We start from the raw sequence: 20,927 nt of genomic DNA, 5'->3' as shown, positions 1-20,927 counted from the left end.
ATGAAGCCTTCTATCGTTGCCAAACTGGAAGCCCTGCATGAACGCCATGAAGAAGTTCAGGCATTGCTGGGTGACGCGCAAACTATCGCCGACCAGGAACGTTTTCGCGCATTATCACGCGAATATGCGCAGTTAAGTGATGTTTCGCGCTGTTTTACCGACTGGCAACAGGTTCAGGAAGATATCGAAACCGCACAGATGATGCTCGACGATCCTGAAATGCGTGAGATGGCGCAGGATGAACTGCGCGAAGCTAAAGAAAAAAGCGAGCAACTGGAACAGCAATTACAGGTTCTGTTACTACCAAAAGATCCTGATGACGAACGTAACGCCTTCCTCGAAGTCCGTGCCGGAACCGGCGGCGACGAAGCGGCGCTCTTCGCTGGCGATCTGTTCCGTATGTACAGCCGTTACGCCGAAGCCCGCCGCTGGCGTGTAGAAATCATGAGCGCCAGCGAGGGTGAACATGGTGGCTATAAAGAGATCATCGCCAAAATTAGCGGTGATGGTGTATATGGTCGTTTGAAATTCGAATCTGGCGGTCATCGCGTGCAGCGTGTGCCTGCTACGGAATCGCAGGGTCGAATTCATACTTCTGCTTGTACCGTTGCGGTAATGCCAGAACTGCCTGACGCAGAACTGCCGGACATCAACCCAGCAGATTTGCGCATTGATACTTTCCGCTCGTCAGGGGCGGGTGGTCAGCACGTTAACACCACCGATTCGGCAATTCGTATTACTCACTTGCCGACCGGGATTGTTGTTGAATGTCAGGACGAACGTTCACAACATAAAAACAAAGCTAAAGCACTTTCTGTACTTGGTGCTCGCATCCACGCTGCAGAAATGGCAAAACGGCAACAGGCCGAAGCGTCTACCCGTCGTAACCTGCTGGGGAGTGGCGATCGCAGCGATCGTAACCGTACTTACAATTTCCCGCAGGGGCGCGTTACCGATCACCGCATCAACCTGACGCTCTACCGTCTGGATGAAGTGATGGAAGGTAAGCTGGATATGCTAATTGAACCGATTATCCAGGAACATCAGGCCGACCAACTGGCGGCGTTGTCCGAGCAGGAATAATGGAATATCAACACTGGTTACGTGAAGCAATAAGCCAACTTCAGGCGAGCGAAAGCCCGCGGCGTGATGCTGAAATCCTGCTGGAGCATGTTACCGGCAAAGGGCGTACTTTTATTCTCGCCTTTGGTGAAACGCAGCTGACTGACGAACAATGTCAGCAACTTGATGCGCTACTGACGCGTCGTCGCGATGGTGAACCTATTGCTCATTTAACCGGGGTGCGAGAATTCTGGTCGCTGCCGTTATTTGTTTCGCCAGCGACCTTAATTCCGCGCCCGGATACGGAGTGTCTGGTGGAGCAGGCACTGGCGCGGTTGCCTGAACAGCCTTGCCGTATTCTCGATCTCGGGACGGGTACCGGGGCGATTGCGCTGGCGCTGGCTAGCGAGCGCCCGGACTGTGAAATTACCGCTGTAGATCGTATGCCAGATGCTGTCTCTCTGGCACAACGTAATGCCCAGCATCTGGCGATCAAAAATATCCATATTTTGCAAAGCGACTGGTTTAGCGCGCTAGCCGGGCAGCAGTTTGCGATGATTGTCAGTAATCCGCCGTATATTGACGAGCAGGACCCACATCTTCAACAAGGCGATGTCCGCTTTGAGCCGCTCACTGCGCTGGTTGCGGCAGACAGTGGAATGGCAGACATCGTGCATATCATCGAACAGTCGCGTAACGCGCTGGTATCCGGCGGCTTTCTGCTTCTGGAACATGGCTGGCAGCAGGGCGAAGCGGTGCGACAGGCATTTATCCACGCGGGATATCATGACGTCGAAACCTGTCGGGACTATGGTGATAACGAGCGCGTAACGCTCGGCCGCTATTATCAATGACAAGTTTTTCTACACTGCTTAGCGTTCATCTCATTAGCATTGCGCTTTCTGTAGGGCTATTAACCTTACGTTTCTGGCTACGTTATCAGAAGCATCCACAGGCATTTGCTCGTTGGACGCGCATTGTGCCGCCGGTTGTCGATACGGTGTTATTGTTAAGCGGCATTGCGTTGATGGCTAAAGCGCACATCCTGCCATTTTCCGGGCAGGCACAGTGGCTGACTGAAAAGCTGTTTGGAGTTATCATTTATATCGTTTTGGGTTTTATTGCACTCGATTATCGTCGTATGCACAGTCAGCAGGCGCGCATTATTGCCTTCCCGCTGGCGTTGGTGGTGCTGTACATCATCATTAAACTCGCCACCACAAAAGTACCGTTACTGGGGTAAGTCATGAGATCGTTAGCTGATTTCGAATTTAATAAAGCGCCATTGTGCGAAGCCATGATCCTGGCTTGCGAAGCAATCCGCCGCGATTTTCCCTCGCAAGATGTTTACGACGAACTGGAGCGTCTCGTTAGTCTGGCGAAGGAAGAAATCAGCCAGCTTCTGCCTTTAGAAGAGCAGCTGGAAAAACTGATCGCGCTGTTTTACGGCGACTGGGGATTTAAAGCCTCACGCGGCGTTTATCGTCTTTCCGATGCATTATGGCTGGACCAGGTGTTAAAGAATCGACAGGGCAGTGCCGTATCATTAGGTGCGGTTTTATTATGGGTCGCGAATCGTCTCGATTTGCCGCTGCTGCCGGTGATTTTCCCTACGCAGCTGATATTGCGCATTGAATGTCCGGATGGCGAAATTTGGCTGATTAATCCTTTTAACGGTGAATCGTTAAGCGAACATATGCTGGACGTATGGTTAAAGGGAAATATCAGCCCGTCGGCGGAACTGTTTTATGAAGACCTTGATGAAGCTGATAACATTGAGGTAATCCGCAAATTGCTGGATACACTCAAAGCTTCGTTGATGGAAGAAAATCAGATGGAGCTGGCGCTACGTACCAGCGAAGCATTATTACAATTTAACCCGGAAGATCCCTATGAAATTCGCGATCGCGGGTTGATTTATGCGCAACTGGATTGCGAACACGTTGCGTTGAACGATTTAAGTTATTTCGTTGAACAGTGTCCGGAAGACCCGATCAGCGAAATGATCCGTGCGCAAATAAATAACATCGCGCATAAACATATTGTGCTGCATTAATTAATCGACATTTTACTCAAGATTAAGGCGATCCTATGAAACAAAAAGTGGTTAGCATTGGCGACATCAACGTAGCAAATGATCTGCCGTTCGTGCTGTTTGGCGGTATGAACGTGCTGGAATCTCGCGATCTGGCGATGCGCATTTGCGAGCACTACGTAACCGTGACCCAGAAACTGGGTATCCCTTACGTGTTCAAAGCCTCTTTTGACAAAGCCAACCGCTCCTCCATCCACTCTTATCGTGGACCAGGTCTGGAAGAAGGGATGAAAATCTTCCAGGAGTTGAAGCAGACTTTTGGCGTGAAAATTATCACCGACGTTCACGAACCAAGCCAGGCTCAGCCCGTTGCTGATGTTGTGGATGTGATTCAGTTGCCGGCGTTTCTTGCTCGCCAGACTGACCTGGTTGAAGCCATGGCGAAAACCGGTGCGGTAATTAACGTCAAGAAACCGCAGTTTGTCAGCCCAGGCCAAATGGGTAATATCGTTGATAAATTCAAAGAAGGCGGCAACGAAAAAGTGATTCTTTGCGATCGCGGTGCTAACTTCGGCTATGACAACCTGGTTGTTGATATGCTGGGCTTCAGCATCATGAAGAAAGTGTCTGGTAATTCACCGGTGATTTTCGACGTGACCCACGCACTGCAATGCCGCGATCCGTTTGGCGCAGCTTCCGGCGGTCGTCGTGCTCAGGTGGCTGAGCTGGCACGTGCCGGTATGGCGGTAGGTCTGGCGGGGCTGTTTATTGAAGCGCATCCGGATCCGGAACATGCGAAATGTGATGGTCCATCCGCGCTGCCGCTGGCTAAACTGGAACCGTTCCTCAAGCAGATGAAAGCGATTGATGACCTGGTGAAAGGTTTCGAAGAACTGGATACCAGCAAGTAATCTTTTTTGCCTGAAAACTAAAGCCTTAGCGTTCTGCGTTAAGGCTTTTTTCATGGGGCCGGATACAAAAAAGGCCGCAGGCTGTTACCCCTGCGGCCGGTTGCGGGCGCATATTGCCATCACGGCAGCCTGACGCCCGTTTTTACCTTACTTCCGGTTACGCCACCAGCTGACAATCGCTGCGGTAATAATTCCCGCCAGGATCGGTGCTGCCAGGTCGTGCCAGAAAGTCATGGCAAACTGCGCGAGCGTCATATAGCCGCCTTGTTGTAATGACAACATTTTGCGGCTATTCTTGAAGTGTCTGGTTTCAAGATTAGCCCCCGTTCTGTTGTCAGGTTGTACCTCTCAACGTGCGGGGGTTTTCTCTTTCCAGCAACCAATGCCACCAGGGATAGAGCCCCCGCAACATTGCGCCTCACCGGATAACTCCGGCTTGGTGTGGATACTACGTCTCAATTCATCTTCACTTCATCCCTGAAATGTTTGCAATGAAGAGTGCATTCCGGTTTTTCAACAGCTGTTACAGTCGTTTCATGAGTGCTCTGGATGATGCTTCCAGCTCGGGTTGCCAATATTTACTTGCAGAAGAGATAAAGACAAAAAGGGCCGCAGGCTGTTACCCCTGCGGCCGGTTTCGGGCGCATATTGCCATCACGGCAGCCTGACGCCCGTTTTCACCTTACTTCCGGTTACGCCACCAGCTGACAATCACTGCGGTAATAATCCCCGCCAGGATCGGTGCCGCCAGGTCGTGCCAGAAAATCATGGCAAACTGCGCGAGCGTCATATAGCCGCCTTGTTGTAATGACAACATTTTGCGGCTATTCTTGAATTGTTGATGGTTCAAGATTAGCCCCCGTTCTGTTGTCAGGTTTTACCTCTCAACGTGCGGGGGTTTTCTCTTTCCAGCAACCAATGCCACCAGGGATAAAGCCCCCGCAACATTGCGCCTCACCGGATAACGCCGGCTTGGTGTGGATATTACGTCTCAATTCATCTTCACTTCATCCCTGAAATGTTTGCAATAATGAGTACATTCCGGCTTTTCAACAGCTGTTGCAGTGGTTTCGTGCAGGTTGTGGTACAGGCTCGCAATTCTGATTAACGACCTGTTCAGGTAGTATGAAGAAATACAATAAGCAGGAATTTATATTATCTCCCCCGATTTCTGTCATCGGAGGAGATATAACTGTCAGGCAAATATCGTCATCAAATAGGCGGCAAACAGTGCCAGATGCGCTGCGCCATTGAGCACGTTAGTACGTCCGGTGGAGAAGGAGATATGGCACAGCACTAAAGAGGCCACCATCACCACCATTTCTGGCGCACCAAGTGCAAACTGCAATTCGTTACCCGTCATAAAGGCAATTAGCGTGACGACAGGTACGGTAAGCGAAATGGTTGCTAACACTGAACCAAAGAACAGATTCATCGCGCGCTGGACCTGGTTGTTCAACACTGCTTTTAACGCACCTAAACCTTCCGGCGACAGAATCAACAGAGCCACCAGGAAGCCAGTAAAGGCGACAGGGGCATTCATGCTGTCGAGCAATGTCTCCAGCGGGCTGGCGTTCATTTTGGTGACTGCAATAACGGCAATCAGATGGACAATCAACCAGATAGCATGCCACAGGCTGCTATGGGCAGACGGTTTACCGTGGTGCGGGTCGTCATCATCACTGTCATCTTCGTGCTCGTAGACAAATAAACTTTGATGCGTTTTGGTCTGGATCAGCAAAAATACGCCATACATTGCCGCAGAAATTAATGCTACCAGTAACGCCTGACCGGTTGAAAAATTCGCCACAGGCAGAGCCATTGGAAATACCAGTACGATTATCGCCAGGGGGAACAGCGCAATTAAATACTGCTTGATACCAAACAGATTCATATATTGGGTGGCAAACTTGCGTCCGCCCAACAATAATGAAAAGCCAACTAGCCCACCGGTAACAATCATAATGATTGAATAGAGCGTATCACGCATTAGCGTTGGCGCGGCGTCGCCGGTTGCCATTAAAGCTGAAATCAAACTGACTTCAAGAATAACCACTGAAAGGCTAAGAATAAGCGAACCGTAAGGTTCTCCCAGGCGATGGGCTAATACGTCCGCATGACGGACAACACTAAAGGCGCTACTTAAAATACCAATAAGAGCAAGAAGGTTGATGGCAATGACCACTGGTAGTGTCTGGCTGCTTCCCCACAGGAACAGCACTACCAGCGCCAGAACCGGGAAAATAAGCGAAGTCTCCTTGTGGCGGGTTTTTACCGCCTCTTGAGCATTTGACATTATGGTTATCCCTTTGCAGATGAATTTATCGAAAATGTAAAAAATAGGTAGGAAAAATAACAGAAAGTGTCTGGATATCGGTAACATTTTACGAATTTTTACCCCGCTGTCGATTTTTTACTCATCGGGCCATAAAAATAAGCAATGCGTTTAGACAATGTTTGTTTTAGCGTTTCTTAAGAAGAGTCTGACATGAAAATTCTTATGTTTTGGCAAGAGTGGATATTGTTGACCACACTTAATGTTCAACTTTGTAAAAGGAGTCAACGATGCCGTATAAAACGAAAAGCGATCTGCCGGAAAGCGTAAAGCACGTGCTACCGTCTCATGCTCAGGATATCTATAAAGAAGCGTTCAACAGCGCATGGGATCAATATAAAGATAAAGAAGATCGGCGTGATGACGCCAGTCGCGAAGAAACCGCGCATAAAGTGGCCTGGGCTGCTGTGAAGCATGAATATGCCAAAGGGGATGATGATAAATGGCATAAAAAATCGTAAAACTGGTAGCTTAGTTAAAGCTATTCGTGCGGTGTTGCCTTGCAAGAGGTCCGTGGATTGCATATTGTCCCGTTAATGGTTTCAAAATGAGCAGTAAAAATGTCCGGAAGACACCAAAAAGTTGTCGCAGGGAAGTATGCAGTGGCGGAGGTGTAAGGTGATAACGCGTGATTTCTTGATGAATGCCGATTGTAAAACGGCATTTGGTGCCATTGAAGAATCACTCTTATGGTCAGCAGAGCAACGGGCGGCTTCGCTGGCGGCGACGCTGGCTTGTCGACCTGATGAGGGACCGGTGTGGATCTTCGGTTATGGATCGTTGATGTGGAATCCAGCACTGGAGTTTACCGAGTCGTGCACCGGTACACTGGTTGGATGGCATCGCGCGTTTTGCCTGCGCCTGACCGCCGGGCGCGGGACTGCGCACCAGCCGGGACGGATGCTTGCACTGAAAGAGGGCGGACGCACCACAGGCGTCGCCTATCGACTGCCAGAAGAGACGCTGGAGCAGGAACTAACACTGTTGTGGAAGCGCGAGATGATTACCGGCTGTTATCTGCCAACCTGGTGTCAGCTTGATCTTGATGATGGACGCACAGTAAACGCCATTGTGTTTATTATGGACCCGCGACATCCAGAATATGAATCTGACACTCGCGCTCAGGTCATCGCGCCGTTGATTGCGGCGGCGAGCGGTCCACTGGGAACCAATGCACAATACCTGTTTTCACTGGAACAGGAGCTTATCAAACTGGGAATGCAGGACGATGGGCTGAATGATTTGCTGGTATCGGTAAAAAAACTGCTGGCGGAGAATTATCCGGATGGTGTGTTACGGCCGGGATTCGCCTGAGTAAACTTCCCTCTAGTGGGGCGTCAGACGCCCCCTCAAACATTAAAATGTGAGCACTTTATCGGCTGACAGCGTCCATTGCGCCAGTTCCACAAGAGTACCGATTTCCACCCCATCAATCAGAGGAAGTGTACTAATCCCGCGCCCGTCGGTACAGGTTTTGCACAATTTCACCGGTACATTCTGAGCGGTAAGGATCTCCAGCATTTGCTGAATGTTGTAGCCTTCCCCTGGTTTTTGCCCGCGCAACCCGGCTGTGACCGCATCAGACATCAGGAACAGACGCAGATCCAGATTGTTCTCCTGCTCTCGTAACGCAATGGCCAGCCGCAAGCTGTTAAACAAGGATTCGCTCCCGTAAGGTGCGCCATTGGCAACGATCACGATTTTTTGCATTATTTACTCCTGTATTCAGGGAATTAGACACTGATCTTCTATCTTACTGCTTCTGCAGCGTCTGACCAATCGGTCACATTTTTAAGGATTTTCCTGAAAGCGCGAGAAAATACGACAAAAGTTGCCAGTAATCGTTATTCTTTAAGGCTATGGTTTTTCATTTTTTACCGGAAGTTACCGACGTTTTGAGCCGTTTCGTTCCTCGCATTATTCCGTTTTATTTACTCTTGCTGGCGGCAGGCGGTACAGCTAACGCACAATCTACCTTCGAGCAAAAAGCGGCAAATCCCTTTGATAATAACAATGATGGTCTGCCGGATTTAGGCATGGCTCCCGAAAATCATGATGGGGAAAAACACTTTGCTGAAATTGTGAAAGATTTCGGCGAAACCAGTATGAATGATAACGGGCTGGATACTGGCGAGCAGGCAAAAGCTTTCGCATTGGGAAAAGTCCGCGACGCGCTTAGTCAACAGGTTAATCAGCACGTAGAGTCCTGGCTATCACCGTGGGGAAATGCCAGTGTTGACGTCAAAGTAGATAACGAAGGTCATTTCACCGGCAGTCGCGGAAGTTGGTTTGTGCCTTTACAGGATAATGATCGTTATCTCACCTGGAGCCAGCTGGGTCTTACTCAGCAGGATGATGGGCTGGTGAGCAATCTTGGAGTTGGGCAACGCTGGGCGCGCGGCAACTGGCTGGTGGGGTATAACACCTTTTATGACAACTTGCTGGACGAAAATCTTCAGCGAGCAGGCCTTGGCGCCGAAGCGTCGGGCGAATATTTGCGGCTATCAGCAAACTATTATCAGCCGTTTGCTACATGGCATGAACAGACAGCCATACAAGAACAAAGGATGGCGCGCGGGTACGATCTGACGGCCCGGATGCGCATGCCGTTCTATCAACACCTCAATACCAGCGTCAGCGTAGAACAGTATTTTGGTGATCGCGTTGATTTATTTAACTCTGGTACGGGTTATCACAATCCCGTCGCATTGAGTCTGGGATTAAATTACACCCCTGTGCCCTTAGTCACGGTGACGGCCCAGCATAAACAGGGTGAAAGCGGCGAGAATCAAAATAACCTCGGGCTGAATCTTAACTACCGTTTTGGTGTACCACTCAAAAAACAACTTTCTGCGGGCGAGGTTGCCGAAAGTCAGTCGTTACGTGGTAGTCGCTATGATAATCCGCAGCGAAATAATCTACCGACTCTTGAGTACCGACAGCGAAAAACGTTAACGGTGTTTCTGGCGACACCGCCGTGGGATCTAAAACCTGGCGAAACAGTGCCGCTGAAATTACAAATCCGCAGTCGTTATGGTATTCGGCAACTGATTTGGCAGGGCGATACGCAGATATTAAGTTTGACGCCGGGCGCACAAGCCAACAGCGCGGAGGGCTGGACGCTGATCATGCCTGACTGGCAAAACGGGGAAGGGGCAAGCAATCACTGGCGATTGTCGGTGGTGGTGGAAGATAACCAGGGGCAGCGTGTCTCCTCCAATGAGATCACGCTAACGCTTGTCGAACCGTTCGACGCATTGTCAAACGACGAACTGCGCTGGGAACCGTAATCAGAAAATGCGCTCCTGATGCACCCATACTGCTGCTTCCACGCGAGACTTGAGCTTCATTTTCTTCAGCATGTGCTTGACGTGCACTTTTACTGTGCTTTCGGTGATGTCCAGGCGGCGGGCAATCATCTTGTTCGGCAAACCCTGGGCAATCAGCTTGAGAATGTCGCGCTCGCGTGGGGTTAACTGGTTAACATCGCGTTCAGTAGTGGCACGGTTAGCGCGCAAGCTGGCGGCCAGAACAGGCGTTAATGCTTCGCTTAATACCATTTCGCCAGCAGCTGCCTGATGCAATGCTTTCAGCAGATCTTCCGGTTCCATATCTTTTAACAGATAGCCATCCGCGCCGCGTTTCAGTGCGGTGACCACATCTTCTTCATGGTTGGAGACGCTGAATACCACAATGCGCCCGGAGAGGGACTTTTCGCGCAGTTTATCCAGCGTTTCCAGACCGTTCATGCCGGGCATATTGAGATCTAACAAGATCAAATCGGGATCAAGAGACTCCGCCAGTTCAATACCCTGTTCGCCATTACTCGCTTCGCCAACCACGGTGATATCTGGTGCCATACTGATAAGCTGTTTTACGCCAGTTCGCAGCATCGGGTGATCGTCAATCAGCAGGATAGTAGCCGGTTCCTGATTACTCATGGGTATCTCCTTGGACGTCTGTGAAAGTTTTTTCGGGAATAAAGGTGACCACCACTTCGGTGCCACCTGATTCACGACGGCGGACGCGGCAATCGCCCCGTAAACTTTGCGCACGGTCGCGCATTATTATCATGCCGTAGTGATTGCTGCGGATGGCATTTTCAGGCACGCCGCAGCCGTTATCCTGGACGGTCAGTTTGACCTGATTATCGTTTTGCGCCACTGTCACCACGACCTCACTCGCTTGCGAATGTTTGAGGGCGTTACTTAATGCCTCACGGGCAATTTGCAACAGATGGATTGCCTGATGCGAAGGCACCAGACGAGGCGGCAATTGATAATCCAGCTTCACCGGGAAGCCAAACCTGGCGCTGTACTCTTCGCAACTCGCCTCCAGCGCCGGACGTAATCCAGGCTCGGTGAGCTGCAAGCGGAATGTGGTGAGCAATTCACGCAACTGCGCCCAGGATGCATTCAGTTCGTTACGGATCTGACTTAACAGTTCGCGGCTGCTTTCTGGCAGCGCATCGCCCTGCATCTGTAAACAACTCACCTGCATCTTCATGCAAGAGAGAGATTGGGCAATAGAATCATGCAGTTCGCGCGCAATGGTGGCACGCTCTTCCATCACGATCAACTGTTGCTGACGTTCCTGATGGCGATCCAGCGCCAGCGTGGCGGTGAGTTGTTCAACCAGGGTATCCACCAGTTGTTGTTGATCATGACTAAGATGACGCCCCTGCGGCAGGGTTGCCAGCAAAATACCGTACTGCGTATGAGAGTCAGCCAGCCGCCACTTCAGGGTTGTGCCGCGATCGCCAACGGGGAGTACACCGCGCGGGCACAGCTGACAGCCTTTATCATCGCAGGTCATATCTGGCTGGCAGGTAAACTCCTGATGATTCTCTTCATCATCAGTGTCATACACCCGCAGTTCGATATCACGTAGCAGGGTTAAATTCTGTAAGCCGTTGAGTACAGGTGACAGGCGTTCACACAGCGGGGCGCGGGAATGCAAACGGCGGTTGGCCTGCCATAAAAAAGAGAGGATCTGATTTTTATGTTCCAGCCCGGCGGTTTTCTCCTGAACCCGCTGCTCAAGTACGGCGTAACTTTCCGCCAGTTCTGCAGACATATTGTTCAACGCAGTTCCAAGCATAGCCATTTCGTTGCGCCCGCTGATGTTCGCGCGTTGGGTAAAATCGCGATGGCTGACGGCACTTGCCATTGCCAACAACTGCCGCCACGGTTGTAGCAGTCGCGCCCGCAACCAGATAATAGTGAACACCAGTAAAAGTGCCATAAATACCGCCATTACCCGATGGACCAGCACCACTGTCTCAATGCGCATTTCCGTGGTGCGGTCAAAACCAGATACCAGTTGATCAAGCCCGGCAACAAACTGGCTGACATCCGCTGACACCGTTTTGCGGTTTTGTGCACGCAGCAACGCAGGGATCAGTTCATTACGCCAGTAATCTTGTAAACCCTGTAGTTGCGCCAGTTGTCCGTCTCGTTCTGCTGCTCGGGTTAACTCGGCGCTAAATGCCGTTTGTTCCATCTCTTTAATTAAGGGCTTGTCTTTCTCGCTTAATGGCACTGCTGCCAACAGACGGTAACTTTGCATGCGCAGCGATCCCGCTTTGTTGATCGCATGGGCGCTGCCCTGAACGCCTTGCACCAGCCAGCCAGAAACTGCCATCCCTGCCAGTCCAATAGCAGTAGAAAGCAACACAATAAGCGCAACCTGATTAACCAGGGTGAGCGGAGAGAGACAACGTTTAAGCATGCAAACCTCTTCCTTCAGGCTTTAAATGAGCAATAACCTTAATGAATGTGACGATACATTCTGGAATGGCAGTATTCTCGGCTATTGGCTGAAGTATACCCATACCCGGAAAGAGTTACTCCTTATTTGCCGTGTGGTTAGTCGCTTTACATCGGTAAGGGTAGGGATTTTACAGCACCGTGAAAAATCTCATAATTTTTATGAAATCACTGTACTCACTATGGGTAATGATAAATATCAATGATAGATAAAGTTATCTTATCGTTTGATTTACATCAAATTGCCTTTAGCTACAGACACTAAGGTGGCAGACATCGAAACGAGTATCAGAGGTGTCTATGAGTCACTCATCCGCCCCCGAAAGGGCTACTGGAGCTGTCATTACAGATTGGCGACCGGAAGATCCTGCGTTCTGGCAACAACGCGGTCAACGTATTGCCAGCCGCAACCTGTGGATTTCCGTTCCCTGTCTGCTGCTGGCGTTTTGCGTATGGATGTTATTCAGTGCTGTTGCGGTGAACTTACCGAAAGTCGGTTTTAATTTTACGACCGATCAGCTATTTATGTTGACGGCGCTGCCTTCGGTTTCTGGCGCGTTGTTACGTGTTCCATACTCCTTTATGGTTCCTATCTTCGGTGGTCGTCGCTGGACGGCGTTCAGCACTGGTATTCTGATTATTCCTTGCGTCTGGCTGGGTTTTGCCGTGCAGGATACCTCCACGCCTTATAGCGTCTTCATCATCATCTCTCTGCTGTGCGGCTTTGCTGGCGCGAACTTCGCATCCAGTATGGCAAACATCAGCTTCTTCTTTCCGAAACAGAAGCAGGGTGGCGCGCTGGGTCTGAATGGTGGTCTGGGCAACATGGGCGTCAGCGTCATGCAGTTGGTTGCTCCGCTGGTGGTATCACTGTCGATTTTCGCAGTATTTGGTAGCCAGGGTGTCAAACAGCCGGATGGGACTGAGCTGTATCTGGCGAATGCGTCCTGGGTATGGGTGCCGTTCCTTGCCATCTTCACCATTGCGGCGTGGTTTGGCATGAACGATCTTGCTACCTCGAAAGCCTCCATCAAGGAGCAGTTGCCGGTACTCAAACGGGGTCATCTGTGGATTATGAGCCTGCTGTATCTGGCAACCTTCGGCTCCTTCATCGGCTTCTCCGCGGGCTTTGCGATGCTGTCAAAAACGCAGTTCCCGGATGTTCAGATTCTGCAATACGCTTTCTTCGGGCCGTTTATTGGTGCGCTGGCGCGTTCTGCAGGTGGTGCATTATCTGACCGTCTGGGCGGAACTCGTGTCACACTGGTGAACTTTATCCTGATGGCGATTTTCAGCGGCCTGCTGTTCCTGACCTTACCGACTGACGGACAGGGCGGAAGCTTCATGGCGTTCTTCGCCGTCTTCCTGGCGCTGTTCCTGACCGCTGGGCTGGGTAGTGGTTCCACTTTCCAGATGATTTCCGTGATCTTCCGTAAACTGACAATGGATCGCGTGAAAGCAGAAGGGGGTTCTGACGAACGTGCGATGCGTGAAGCGGCAACCGACACGGCGGCGGCGCTGGGTTTCATCTCTGCGATTGGCGCGATTGGTGGCTTCTTTATCCCGAAAGCGTTCGGTAGCTCGCTGGCATTAACGGGTTCGCCAGTCGGCGCAATGAAAGTATTTTTGATTTTCTATATCGCCTGCGTAGTGATTACCTGGGCGGTATATGGTCGGCATTCTAAAAAATAAATCTTAATATTTGATTATCCTTTGCGCGGCATGATGTCGCGCTTTTTTTATGCATCATTTAGTTACAACATACTAATGTTATATGGCTTATTTCTCCGGATTTCATTAAGAGCCATTAATATGTTACCCATGGGGAATACTCCTTAATACCCATCTGCATAAAATTCTTAATAGTTTAAATAACTACAGGTATAAAATGCCTTAATTTACAGTCTTTTATGCTGTAACTGTTAATTATCCTAAAGGGGTATCTTAGGAATTTACTTTATTTTTCATCCCCATCACTCTTGATCGTTATCAATTCCCACGCTGTTTCAGAGCGTTACCTTGCCCTTAAACATTAGCAATGTCGATTTATCAGAGGGCCGACAGGCTCCCACAGGAGAAAACCGATGAGTAAATTCCTGGACCGGTTTCGCTACTTCAAACAGAAGGGCGAAACCTTTGCCGATGGGCATGGCCAGCTTCTCAATACCAACCGTGACTGGGAGGATGGATATCGCCAGCGTTGGCAGCATGACAAAATCGTCCGCTCTACCCATGGGGTAAACTGCACCGGCTCCTGCAGCTGGAAAATCTACGTTAAAAACGGTCTGGTTACCTGGGAAACCCAGCAGACTGACTATCCGCGTACTCGCCCGGATCTGCCAAACCATGAACCTCGCGGCTGCCCGCGCGGTGCCAGCTACTCCTGGTATCTTTACAGCGCCAACCGTCTGAAATACCCGATGATGCGCAAACGCCTGATGAAAATGTGGCGTGAAGCGAAGGCGCTGCATAGCGATCCGGTTGAGGCATGGGCTTCTATCATTGAAGACGCCGATAAAGCGAAAAGCTTTAAACAAGCGCGTGGACGCGGTGGTTTTGTTCGTTCTTCCTGGCAGGAAGTGAACGAACTGATCGCCGCATCTAACGTTTACACCATCAAAAACTACGGCCCGGACCGCGTCGCTGGCTTCTCGCCAATTCCGGCAATGTCGATGGTTTCTTACGCGTCGGGTGCGCGTTATCTCTCGCTGCTTGGCGGTACTTGCTTAAGCTTCTACGACTGGTACTGCGATCTGCCTCCTGCGTCTCCACAAACCTGGGGCGAGCAAACTGACGTACCGGAATCTGCTGACTGGTACAACTCCAGCTACATCATCGCCTGGGGGTCAAACGTGCCGCAGACCCGTACTCCGGATGCTCACTTCTTTACTGAAGTGCGCTACAAAGGCACCAAAACTGTTGCCGTCACACCGGACTATGCTGAAATCGCCAAACTGTGCGATCTGTGGCTGGCACCGAAACAGGGCACCGATGCGGCAATGGCGCTGGCGATGGGCCACGTAATGCTGCGTGAATTCCACCTCGACAACCCAAGCCAGTATTTCACCGACTATGTGCGTCGCTACACCGACATGCCGATGCTGGTGATGCTGGAAGAACGCGACGGTTACTACGCCGCAGGTCGTATGCTGCGCGCTGCTGATCTGGTTGATGCGCTGGGCCAGGAAAACAATCCGGAATGGAAAACTGTCGCCTTTAATACCAATGGAGAAATGGTTGCGCCGAACGGTTCTATTGGCTTCCGCTGGGGCGAGAAGGGCAAATGGAATCTTGAGCAGCGCGACGGCAAAACTGGCGAAGAAACCGAGCTGCAACTGAGCCTGCTGGGTAGCCAGGATGAGATCGCTGAGGTGGGCTTCCCATACTTTGGTGGCGACGGCACGGAACACTTCAACAAAGTGGAACTGGAAAACGTGCTGCTGCACAAGCTGCCGGTGAAACGCTTGCAACTGGCTGATGGCAGCACCGCACTGGTGACCACCGTTTATGATCTGACGCTGGCAAACTATGGTCTGGAACGTGGCCTGAACGACGTTAACTGTGCAACCAGCTATGACGATGTGAAAGCTTACACCCCTGCGTGGGCCGAGCAGATTACCGGCGTTTCTCGCAGCCAGATTATCCGCATTGCCCGTGAATTTGCTGACAACGCTGATAAGACCCACGGTCGTTCAATGATCATCGTTGGTGCAGGTCTGAACCACTGGTATCACCTCGATATGAACTATCGTGGTCTGATCAACATGCTGATTTTCTGCGGCTGTGTAGGTCAGAGCGGTGGCGGCTGGGCGCACTATGTAGGTCAGGAAAAACTGCGTCCGCAAACCGGCTGGCAGCCGCTGGCGTTTGCTCTTGACTGGCAGCGTCCGGCGCGTCACATGAACAGCACCTCTTATTTCTATAACCACTCCAGCCAGTGGCGTTATGAAACCGTGACCGCAGAAGAGTTGTTGTCGCCGATGGCGGATAAATCCCGTTATACCGGACATCTGATCGACTTTAACGTCCGTGCAGAACGTATGGGCTGGCTGCCGTCTGCGCCGCAGTTAGGCACTAACCCGCTGACTATCGCTCGCGAAGCGGAAAAAGCGGGCATGAATCCGGTGGATTACACCGTGAAATCCCTGAAAGAGGGTTCTATCCGTTTTGCGGCAGAACAACCAGAAAACGGTAAAAACCACCCGCGTAACCTGTTCATCTGGCGTTCTAACCTGCTCGGTTCTTCCGGTAAAGGTCATGAGTTTATGCTCAAGTACCTGCTGGGGACGGAGCACGGTATCCAGGGTAAAGACCTGGGTCAGCAGGGCGGCGTGAAGCCGGAAGAAGTGGACTGGCAGGACAACGGTCTGGAAGGCAAGTTGGATCTGGTGGTGACGCTGGACTTCCGTCTGTCGAGCACCTGTCTCTATTCCGACATCATTTTGCCGACGGCGACCTGGTATGAAAAAGACGACATGAATACTTCGGATATGCATCCGTTTATTCACCCGCTGTCTGCGGCAGTCGATCCGGCCTGGGAAGCGAAAAGCGACTGGGAAATCTACAAAGCCATCGCGAAGAAATTCTCCGAAGTGTGCGTTGGTCATCTGGGCAAAGAAACCGACATCGTCACGCTGCCGATCCAGCACGACTCTGCCGCTGAACTGGCGCAGCCGCTGGATGTGAAAGACTGGAAAAAAGGCGAATGCGACCTGATCCCAGGTAAAACTGCACCGCACATTATGGTCGTAGAGCGCGATTATCCGGCGACTTACGAACGCTTTACCTCTATCGGCCCGCTGATGGAGAAAATCGGTAACGGCGGTAAAGGGATTGCCTGGAACACCCAGAGCGAGATGGATCTGCTGCGTAAGCTCAACTACACCAAAGCGGAAGGTCCGGCGAAAGGCCAGCCGATGCTGAACACCGCAATTGATGCGGCAGAGATGATCCTGACGCTGGCACCAGAAACCAACGGCCAGGTGGCCGTGAAAGCCTGGGCGGCATTGAGCGAGTTTACCGGTCGTGACCATACGCATCTGGCGCTGAATAAAGAAGACGAGAAGATCCGCTTCCGTGACATTCAGGCGCAGCCGCGCAAAATCATCTCCAGCCCGACCTGGTCTGGCCTTGAAGATGAACATGTTTCTTACAACGCCGGTTACACCAACGTTCACGAGCTGATCCCGTGGCGTACGCTCTCTGGCCGTCAGCAGCTGTATCAGGATCATCAGTGGATGCGTGATTTCGGTGAAAGCCTGCTGGTTTATCGTCCGCCGATCGATACCCGTTCGGTGAAAGAAGTGATGGGCCAGAAATCTAACGGTAATCCGGAAAAAGCGCTCAACTTCCTGACACCGCACCAGAAATGGGGTATCCACTCCACCTACAGCGACAACCTGCTGATGCTGACTTTAGGTCGCGGTGGTCCGGTGGTCTGGTTGAGTGAAGCCGATGCCAAAGAGCTGGGTATCGCCGATAACGACTGGATTGAAGTCTTCAACAGCAACGGTGCACTGACTGCTCGTGCGGTTGTCAGCCAGCGTGTTCCGGCAGGGATGACCATGATGTACCACGCGCAGGAACGTATCGTTAACCTGCCTGGTTCAGAAATCACCAGTCAGCGCGGCGGTATTCATAACTCGGTCACCCGTATCACGCCGAAACCGACGCATATGATCGGCGGCTATGCCCATCTGGCATACGGCTTTAACTACTACGGCACTGTAGGTTCTAACCGCGATGAATTTGTTGTAGTGCGTAAGATGAAGAACATTGACTGGTTAGATGGCGAAGGCAATGACCAGGTACAGGAGAGCGTAAAATGAAAATTCGTTCACAAGTCGGCATGGTGCTGAATCTGGATAAGTGCATCGGTTGCCACACCTGTTCAGTGACCTGTAAAAACGTCTGGACCAGCCGTGAAGGCGTGGAATACGCGTGGTTCAACAACGTGGAAACCAAGCCGGGCCAGGGCTTCCCGACCGACTGGGAAAACCAGGAAAAATACAAAGGCGGCTGGATCCGAAAAATCAACGGCAAACTTCAGCCGCGTATGGGTAACCGCGCCATGCTGCTGGGTAAAATTTTCGCTAACCCGCATCTGCCGGGGATCGACGATTATTACGAGCCGTTCGATTTTGACTATCAGAACCTGCATACCGCGCCGGAAGGCAGCAAATCGCAGCCGATTGCCCGTCCACGTTCGCTGATTACCGGCGAACGGATGGCGAAAATCGAAAAAGGGCCAAACTGGGAAGATGACCTGGGCGGTGAGTTTGACAAACTGGCGAAAGACAAGAACTTCGACAACATCCAGAAGGCGATGTATAGCCAGTTCGAAAACACCTTCATGATGTATTTGCCACGCCTGTGCGAACACTGCCTGAACCCGGCATGTGTGGCGACCTGCCCGAGCGGTGCGATTTACAAGCGTGAAGAAGATGGCATCGTCCTGATCGACCAGGACAAATGCCGCGGCTGGCGTATGTGCATCACCGGATGCCCGTACAAAAAAATCTACTTCAACTGGAAGAGCGGTAAGTCTGAGAAGTGCATCTTCTGCTATCCGCGTATTGAAGCGGGTCAGCCGACGGTGTGCTCTGAAACCTGTGTCGGTCGTATCCGTTATCTTGGCGTGCTGCTGTACGATGCCGACGCGATTGAACGTGCAGCAAGCACCGAGAACGAGAAAGATCTCTACCAGCGTCAGCTGGACGTGTTCCTCGATCCGAACGATCCGAAAGTCATCGAGCAGGCGATTAAGGACGGTATTCCGCTGAGCGTTATTGAAGCCGCACAGCAGTCGCCGGTTTATAAAATGGCGATGGAATGGAAACTGGCGCTGCCGCTGCATCCGGAATATCGCACACTGCCGATGGTCTGGTACGTGCCGCCTCTGTCGCCGATTCAGTCTGCGGCAGATGCGGGCGAGCTGGGCAGCAACGGTATTTTGCCAGACGTCGAAAGCCTGCGTATCCCGGTACAGTATCTGGCGAATCTGCTGACCGCCGGTGATACCAAACCGGTACTGCGCGCGCTGAAACGTATGCTGGCGATGCGTCATTACAAACGTGCTGAAACCGTTGACGGTAAAGTTGATACCCGTGCGCTGGAAGAGGTCGGTCTGACCGAAGCTCAGGCACAGGAAATGTACCGTTATCTGGCAATTGCCAACTACGAAGATCGCTTTGTGGTGCCGAGCAGTCACCGTGAACTGGCGCGGGAAGCCTTCCCGGAGAAAAATGGCTGCGGCTTTACCTTTGGTGACGGCTGCCACGGTTCAGATACCAAATTCAATCTGTTCAACAGCCGCCGTATCGATGCCATCGACGTGACCAGTAAAACGGAGCCGCACCCATGATCGAACTCGTGATTGTATCGCGTCTCCTTGAATATCCGGATGCTGCCTTATGGCAGCATCAACAAGAGATGTTTGAGGCGATTGCTGCGTCGGAAAATCTGTCGAAAGAGGATGCCCATGCGCTGGGCATTTTCCTGCGCGATTTAACAGCGCTGGATCCGCTGGATGCTCAGGCCCAGTACAGCGAACTGTTCGACCGTGGTCGCGCCACGTCGTTGCTGCTGTTTGAGCATGTTCACGGTGAATCCCGCGATCGCGGCCAGGCAATGGTTGACTTGTTGGCACAGTATGAGCAGCACGGTTTGCAATTGAACAGTCGTGAATTACCGGATCATCTGCCGCTGTATCTGGAGTATCTGGCGCAGCTGCCGCAAAGCGAAGCCGTGGAAGGTTTGAAAGATATCGCGCCGATTCTGGCGTTGCTGAGCGCGCGTCTGCAACAACGTGAAAGCCGTTATGCCGTGCTGTTTGATCTGCTGCTGAAACTGGCGAATACCGCTATCGACAGCGACAAAGTGGCGGAAAAAATTGCTGATGAAGCGCGCGACGATACGCCACAGGCGCTGGATGCCGTCTGGGAAGAAGAGCAGGTTAAATTCTTTGCTGACAAAGGCTGCGGTGATTCAGCAATCACTGCTCATCAGCGTCGCTTTGCCGGTGCCGTCGCGCCGCAATATCTGAATATCACCACCGGAGGACAGCACTAATGCAATTCCTGAATATGTTCTTCTTTGATATCTACCCGTACATAGCCGGGGCCGTCTTCCTGATTGGTAGCTGGCTGCGCTATGACTACGGGCAGTACACCTGGCGCGCGGCATCCAGCCAGATGCTGGATCGCAAAGGGATGAACCTGGCGTCGAACCTGTTCCATATCGGAATTCTGGGGATTTTTGTCGGCCACTTCTTCGGTATGCTGACGCCGCACTGGATGTATGAAGCGTGGTTGCCAATTGAAGTGAAACAGAAAATGGCGATGATTGCTGGTGGTGCCAGCGGCGTGCTGTGTCTGATTGGCGGCGTGCTGTTGCTGAAACGCCGCCTGTTCAGCCCGCGTGTGCGTGCAACGACTACCGGGGCGGACATCCTGATCCTGTCGCTGCTCGTTATCCAGTGCGCGTTGGGTCTGCTGACTATTCCATTTTCTGCCCAACATATGGACGGTAGCGAGATGATGAAACTGGTTGGCTGGGCGCAGTCGGTGGTGACCTTCCACGGTGGCGCTTCTCAACACCTTGATGGTGTGGCGTTTATCTTCCGTCTGCACCTGGTGCTGGGGATGACGTTATTCCTGCTGTTCCCGTTCTCGCGTCTGGTGCACATCTGGAGCGTACCGGTGGAGTATCTGACACGTAAGTACCAGCTGGTGCGCGCTCGTCACTAAGCGAATTTTAGTTCACATAGACCCTGCTTCGGCGGGGTTTTTTTATGGGCACGGTGCGGAGTGATTCGC

General features: G+C 51.7%; 19 protein-coding genes. 13 read left to right on the top strand and 6 right to left on the bottom strand.

What is annotated here, in order from left to right:
• From prfA to kdsA, 5 genes are read left to right on the top strand one after another with little or no spacing between them, the layout of a single operon-like run.
• Window positions 1-1,083, top strand: coding sequence for a peptide chain release factor 1 (gene prfA / locus AABJ99_RS13710; protein ID WP_000804726.1), 1,083 nt, complete (start codon window positions 1-3; stop codon window positions 1,081-1,083).
• Window positions 1,083-1,916, top strand: coding sequence for a peptide chain release factor N(5)-glutamine methyltransferase (gene prmC, locus AABJ99_RS13705; protein WP_000456456.1), 834 nt, complete (start codon window positions 1,083-1,085; stop codon window positions 1,914-1,916). The genes prfA and prmC overlap by 1 nt, the downstream gene beginning before the upstream one ends.
• The gene (gene sirB2, locus AABJ99_RS13700) at window positions 1,913-2,305 is read left to right on the top strand and encodes an invasion regulator SirB2 (RefSeq protein ID WP_000200378.1); all 393 of its coding nucleotides are present in this window, start codon (window positions 1,913-1,915) and stop codon (window positions 2,303-2,305) included. Before prmC ends, sirB2 begins: the two co-directional genes overlap by 4 nt.
• A 3-nt stretch (window positions 2,306-2,308) precedes the next feature.
• Entirely contained in the window at window positions 2,309-3,118 is an 810-nt protein-coding gene (sirB1, locus tag AABJ99_RS13695) for an invasion regulator SirB1 (RefSeq protein WP_039021478.1), read from the top strand.
• A 35-nt stretch (window positions 3,119-3,153) separates the two neighbouring features.
• Window positions 3,154-4,008 carry a 3-deoxy-8-phosphooctulonate synthase gene (kdsA, locus tag AABJ99_RS13690; protein WP_000811065.1) on the top strand — a complete coding sequence of 285 codons (855 nt, stop codon included), beginning with the start codon at window positions 3,154-3,156 and terminating at the stop codon, window positions 4,006-4,008.
• A 147-nt stretch (window positions 4,009-4,155) separates the two neighbouring features.
• Here the strand turns inward: kdsA and AABJ99_RS13685 are convergent, their stop codons facing one another.
• The 3 genes from AABJ99_RS13685 to chaA form a co-directional block, all read right to left on the bottom strand.
• Window positions 4,156-4,263, bottom strand: coding sequence for a type I toxin-antitoxin system toxin Ldr family protein (locus AABJ99_RS13685; RefSeq protein ID WP_000170965.1), 108 nt, complete (start codon window positions 4,261-4,263; stop codon window positions 4,156-4,158).
• Window positions 4,264-4,690: 427 nt separating this feature from the next.
• Window positions 4,691-4,798: a type I toxin-antitoxin system toxin Ldr family protein gene (locus AABJ99_RS13680; RefSeq protein WP_000170956.1), complete on the bottom strand. Its 108-nt coding sequence runs from the start codon at window positions 4,796-4,798 to the stop codon at window positions 4,691-4,693.
• A 405-nt stretch (window positions 4,799-5,203) separates the two neighbouring features.
• A complete protein-coding gene (gene chaA, locus AABJ99_RS13675; protein WP_001306585.1) occupies window positions 5,204-6,304 on the bottom strand; it encodes a sodium-potassium/proton antiporter ChaA in 1,101 nt (366 codons plus the stop codon).
• Window positions 6,305-6,573: 269 nt separating this feature from the next.
• Between chaA and chaB the strand changes: the two genes are divergently transcribed.
• Window positions 6,574-6,804 carry a putative cation transport regulator ChaB gene (gene chaB, locus AABJ99_RS13670; protein WP_001146444.1) on the top strand — a complete coding sequence of 77 codons (231 nt, stop codon included), beginning with the start codon at window positions 6,574-6,576 and terminating at the stop codon, window positions 6,802-6,804.
• Window positions 6,805-6,961: 157 nt separating this feature from the next.
• On the top strand, window positions 6,962-7,657 hold the full coding sequence (gene chaC, locus AABJ99_RS13665) for a glutathione-specific gamma-glutamylcyclotransferase (protein ID WP_001295621.1): 696 nt from the start codon (window positions 6,962-6,964) through the stop codon (window positions 7,655-7,657).
• A gap of 42 nt (window positions 7,658-7,699) precedes the next feature.
• On the opposite strand, the gene ychN is transcribed toward chaC, so the two are convergent.
• Entirely contained in the window at window positions 7,700-8,053 is a 354-nt protein-coding gene (gene ychN / locus AABJ99_RS13660) for a DsrE/F sulfur relay family protein YchN (protein WP_001169659.1), read from the bottom strand.
• Between the two features lie 185 nt (window positions 8,054-8,238).
• Here ychN and ychO point away from each other — a divergent pair, with 185 nt between their 5' ends.
• Entirely contained in the window at window positions 8,239-9,633 is a 1,395-nt protein-coding gene (ychO, locus tag AABJ99_RS13655) for an inverse autotransporter invasin YchO (RefSeq protein WP_338387572.1), read from the top strand.
• Here ychO and narL read toward each other — a convergent pair whose 3' ends face one another.
• Entirely contained in the window at window positions 9,634-10,284 is a 651-nt protein-coding gene (gene narL / locus AABJ99_RS13650; RefSeq protein ID WP_000070491.1) for a two-component system response regulator NarL, read from the bottom strand.
• On the bottom strand, window positions 10,277-12,073 hold the full coding sequence (narX, locus tag AABJ99_RS13645) for a nitrate/nitrite two-component system sensor histidine kinase NarX (protein WP_000918048.1): 1,797 nt from the start codon (window positions 12,071-12,073) through the stop codon (window positions 10,277-10,279). The genes narL and narX overlap by 8 nt, the downstream gene beginning before the upstream one ends.
• 338 nt (window positions 12,074-12,411) lie before the next feature.
• Here narX and narK point away from each other — a divergent pair, with 338 nt between their 5' ends.
• The 5 genes from narK to narI all read left to right on the top strand — a co-directional run bounded on the left by narK (window position 12,412) and on the right by narI (window position 20,858).
• A complete protein-coding gene (gene narK, locus AABJ99_RS13640; RefSeq protein ID WP_000019836.1) occupies window positions 12,412-13,803 on the top strand; it encodes a nitrate transporter NarK in 1,392 nt (463 codons plus the stop codon).
• A gap of 392 nt (window positions 13,804-14,195) precedes the next feature.
• Window positions 14,196-17,939, top strand: coding sequence for a nitrate reductase subunit alpha (gene narG / locus AABJ99_RS13635; protein ID WP_000032974.1), 3,744 nt, complete (start codon window positions 14,196-14,198; stop codon window positions 17,937-17,939).
• On the top strand, window positions 17,936-19,474 hold the full coding sequence (gene narH / locus AABJ99_RS13630; protein ID WP_000702650.1) for a nitrate reductase subunit beta: 1,539 nt from the start codon (window positions 17,936-17,938) through the stop codon (window positions 19,472-19,474). The genes narG and narH overlap by 4 nt, the downstream gene beginning before the upstream one ends.
• The gene (narJ, locus tag AABJ99_RS13625; RefSeq protein ID WP_000571676.1) at window positions 19,471-20,181 is read left to right on the top strand and encodes a nitrate reductase molybdenum cofactor assembly chaperone; all 711 of its coding nucleotides are present in this window, start codon (window positions 19,471-19,473) and stop codon (window positions 20,179-20,181) included. The genes narH and narJ overlap by 4 nt, the downstream gene beginning before the upstream one ends.
• Window positions 20,181-20,858, top strand: coding sequence for a respiratory nitrate reductase subunit gamma (narI, locus tag AABJ99_RS13620; RefSeq protein WP_001160117.1), 678 nt, complete (start codon window positions 20,181-20,183; stop codon window positions 20,856-20,858). Before narJ ends, narI begins: the two co-directional genes overlap by 1 nt.
• Window positions 20,859-20,927: the final 69 nt, after the last annotated feature.

Origin of the sequence: Escherichia coli (assembly GCF_036503815.1) — a bacterium.
In the GTDB taxonomy this organism is placed as follows: Bacteria; Pseudomonadota; Gammaproteobacteria; order Enterobacterales; family Enterobacteriaceae; genus Escherichia; species Escherichia coli_F.
The sequence above is the reverse complement of the archived record's forward strand: the minus strand, read 5'-3'. Positions and strand labels throughout refer to the sequence as shown.

Coding starts and splice junctions, on each gene's coding strand:
- narI (WP_001160117.1), top strand. CDS start 20,181: ATGCAATTCCTGAATATGTTCTTCTTTGATATCTACCCGTACATAGCC.
- prfA (WP_000804726.1), top strand. CDS start 1: ATGAAGCCTTCTATCGTTGCCAAACTGGAAGCCCTGCATGAACGCCAT.
- narL (WP_000070491.1), bottom strand. CDS start 10,284: ATGAGTAATCAGGAACCGGCTACTATCCTGCTGATTGACGATCACCCG.
- AABJ99_RS13680 (WP_000170956.1), bottom strand. CDS start 4,798: ATGACGCTCGCGCAGTTTGCCATGATTTTCTGGCACGACCTGGCGGCA.
- kdsA (WP_000811065.1), top strand. CDS start 3,154: ATGAAACAAAAAGTGGTTAGCATTGGCGACATCAACGTAGCAAATGAT.
- sirB1 (WP_039021478.1), top strand. CDS start 2,309: ATGAGATCGTTAGCTGATTTCGAATTTAATAAAGCGCCATTGTGCGAA.
- chaB (WP_001146444.1), top strand. CDS start 6,574: ATGCCGTATAAAACGAAAAGCGATCTGCCGGAAAGCGTAAAGCACGTG.
- prmC (WP_000456456.1), top strand. CDS start 1,083: ATGGAATATCAACACTGGTTACGTGAAGCAATAAGCCAACTTCAGGCG.
- narH (WP_000702650.1), top strand. CDS start 17,936: ATGAAAATTCGTTCACAAGTCGGCATGGTGCTGAATCTGGATAAGTGC.
- chaA (WP_001306585.1), bottom strand. CDS start 6,304: ATGTCAAATGCTCAAGAGGCGGTAAAAACCCGCCACAAGGAGACTTCG.
- AABJ99_RS13685 (WP_000170965.1), bottom strand. CDS start 4,263: ATGACGCTCGCGCAGTTTGCCATGACTTTCTGGCACGACCTGGCAGCA.
- sirB2 (WP_000200378.1), top strand. CDS start 1,913: ATGACAAGTTTTTCTACACTGCTTAGCGTTCATCTCATTAGCATTGCG.
- narX (WP_000918048.1), bottom strand. CDS start 12,073: ATGCTTAAACGTTGTCTCTCTCCGCTCACCCTGGTTAATCAGGTTGCG.
- narG (WP_000032974.1), top strand. CDS start 14,196: ATGAGTAAATTCCTGGACCGGTTTCGCTACTTCAAACAGAAGGGCGAA.
- ychN (WP_001169659.1), bottom strand. CDS start 8,053: ATGCAAAAAATCGTGATCGTTGCCAATGGCGCACCTTACGGGAGCGAA.
- narK (WP_000019836.1), top strand. CDS start 12,412: ATGAGTCACTCATCCGCCCCCGAAAGGGCTACTGGAGCTGTCATTACA.
- narJ (WP_000571676.1), top strand. CDS start 19,471: ATGATCGAACTCGTGATTGTATCGCGTCTCCTTGAATATCCGGATGCT.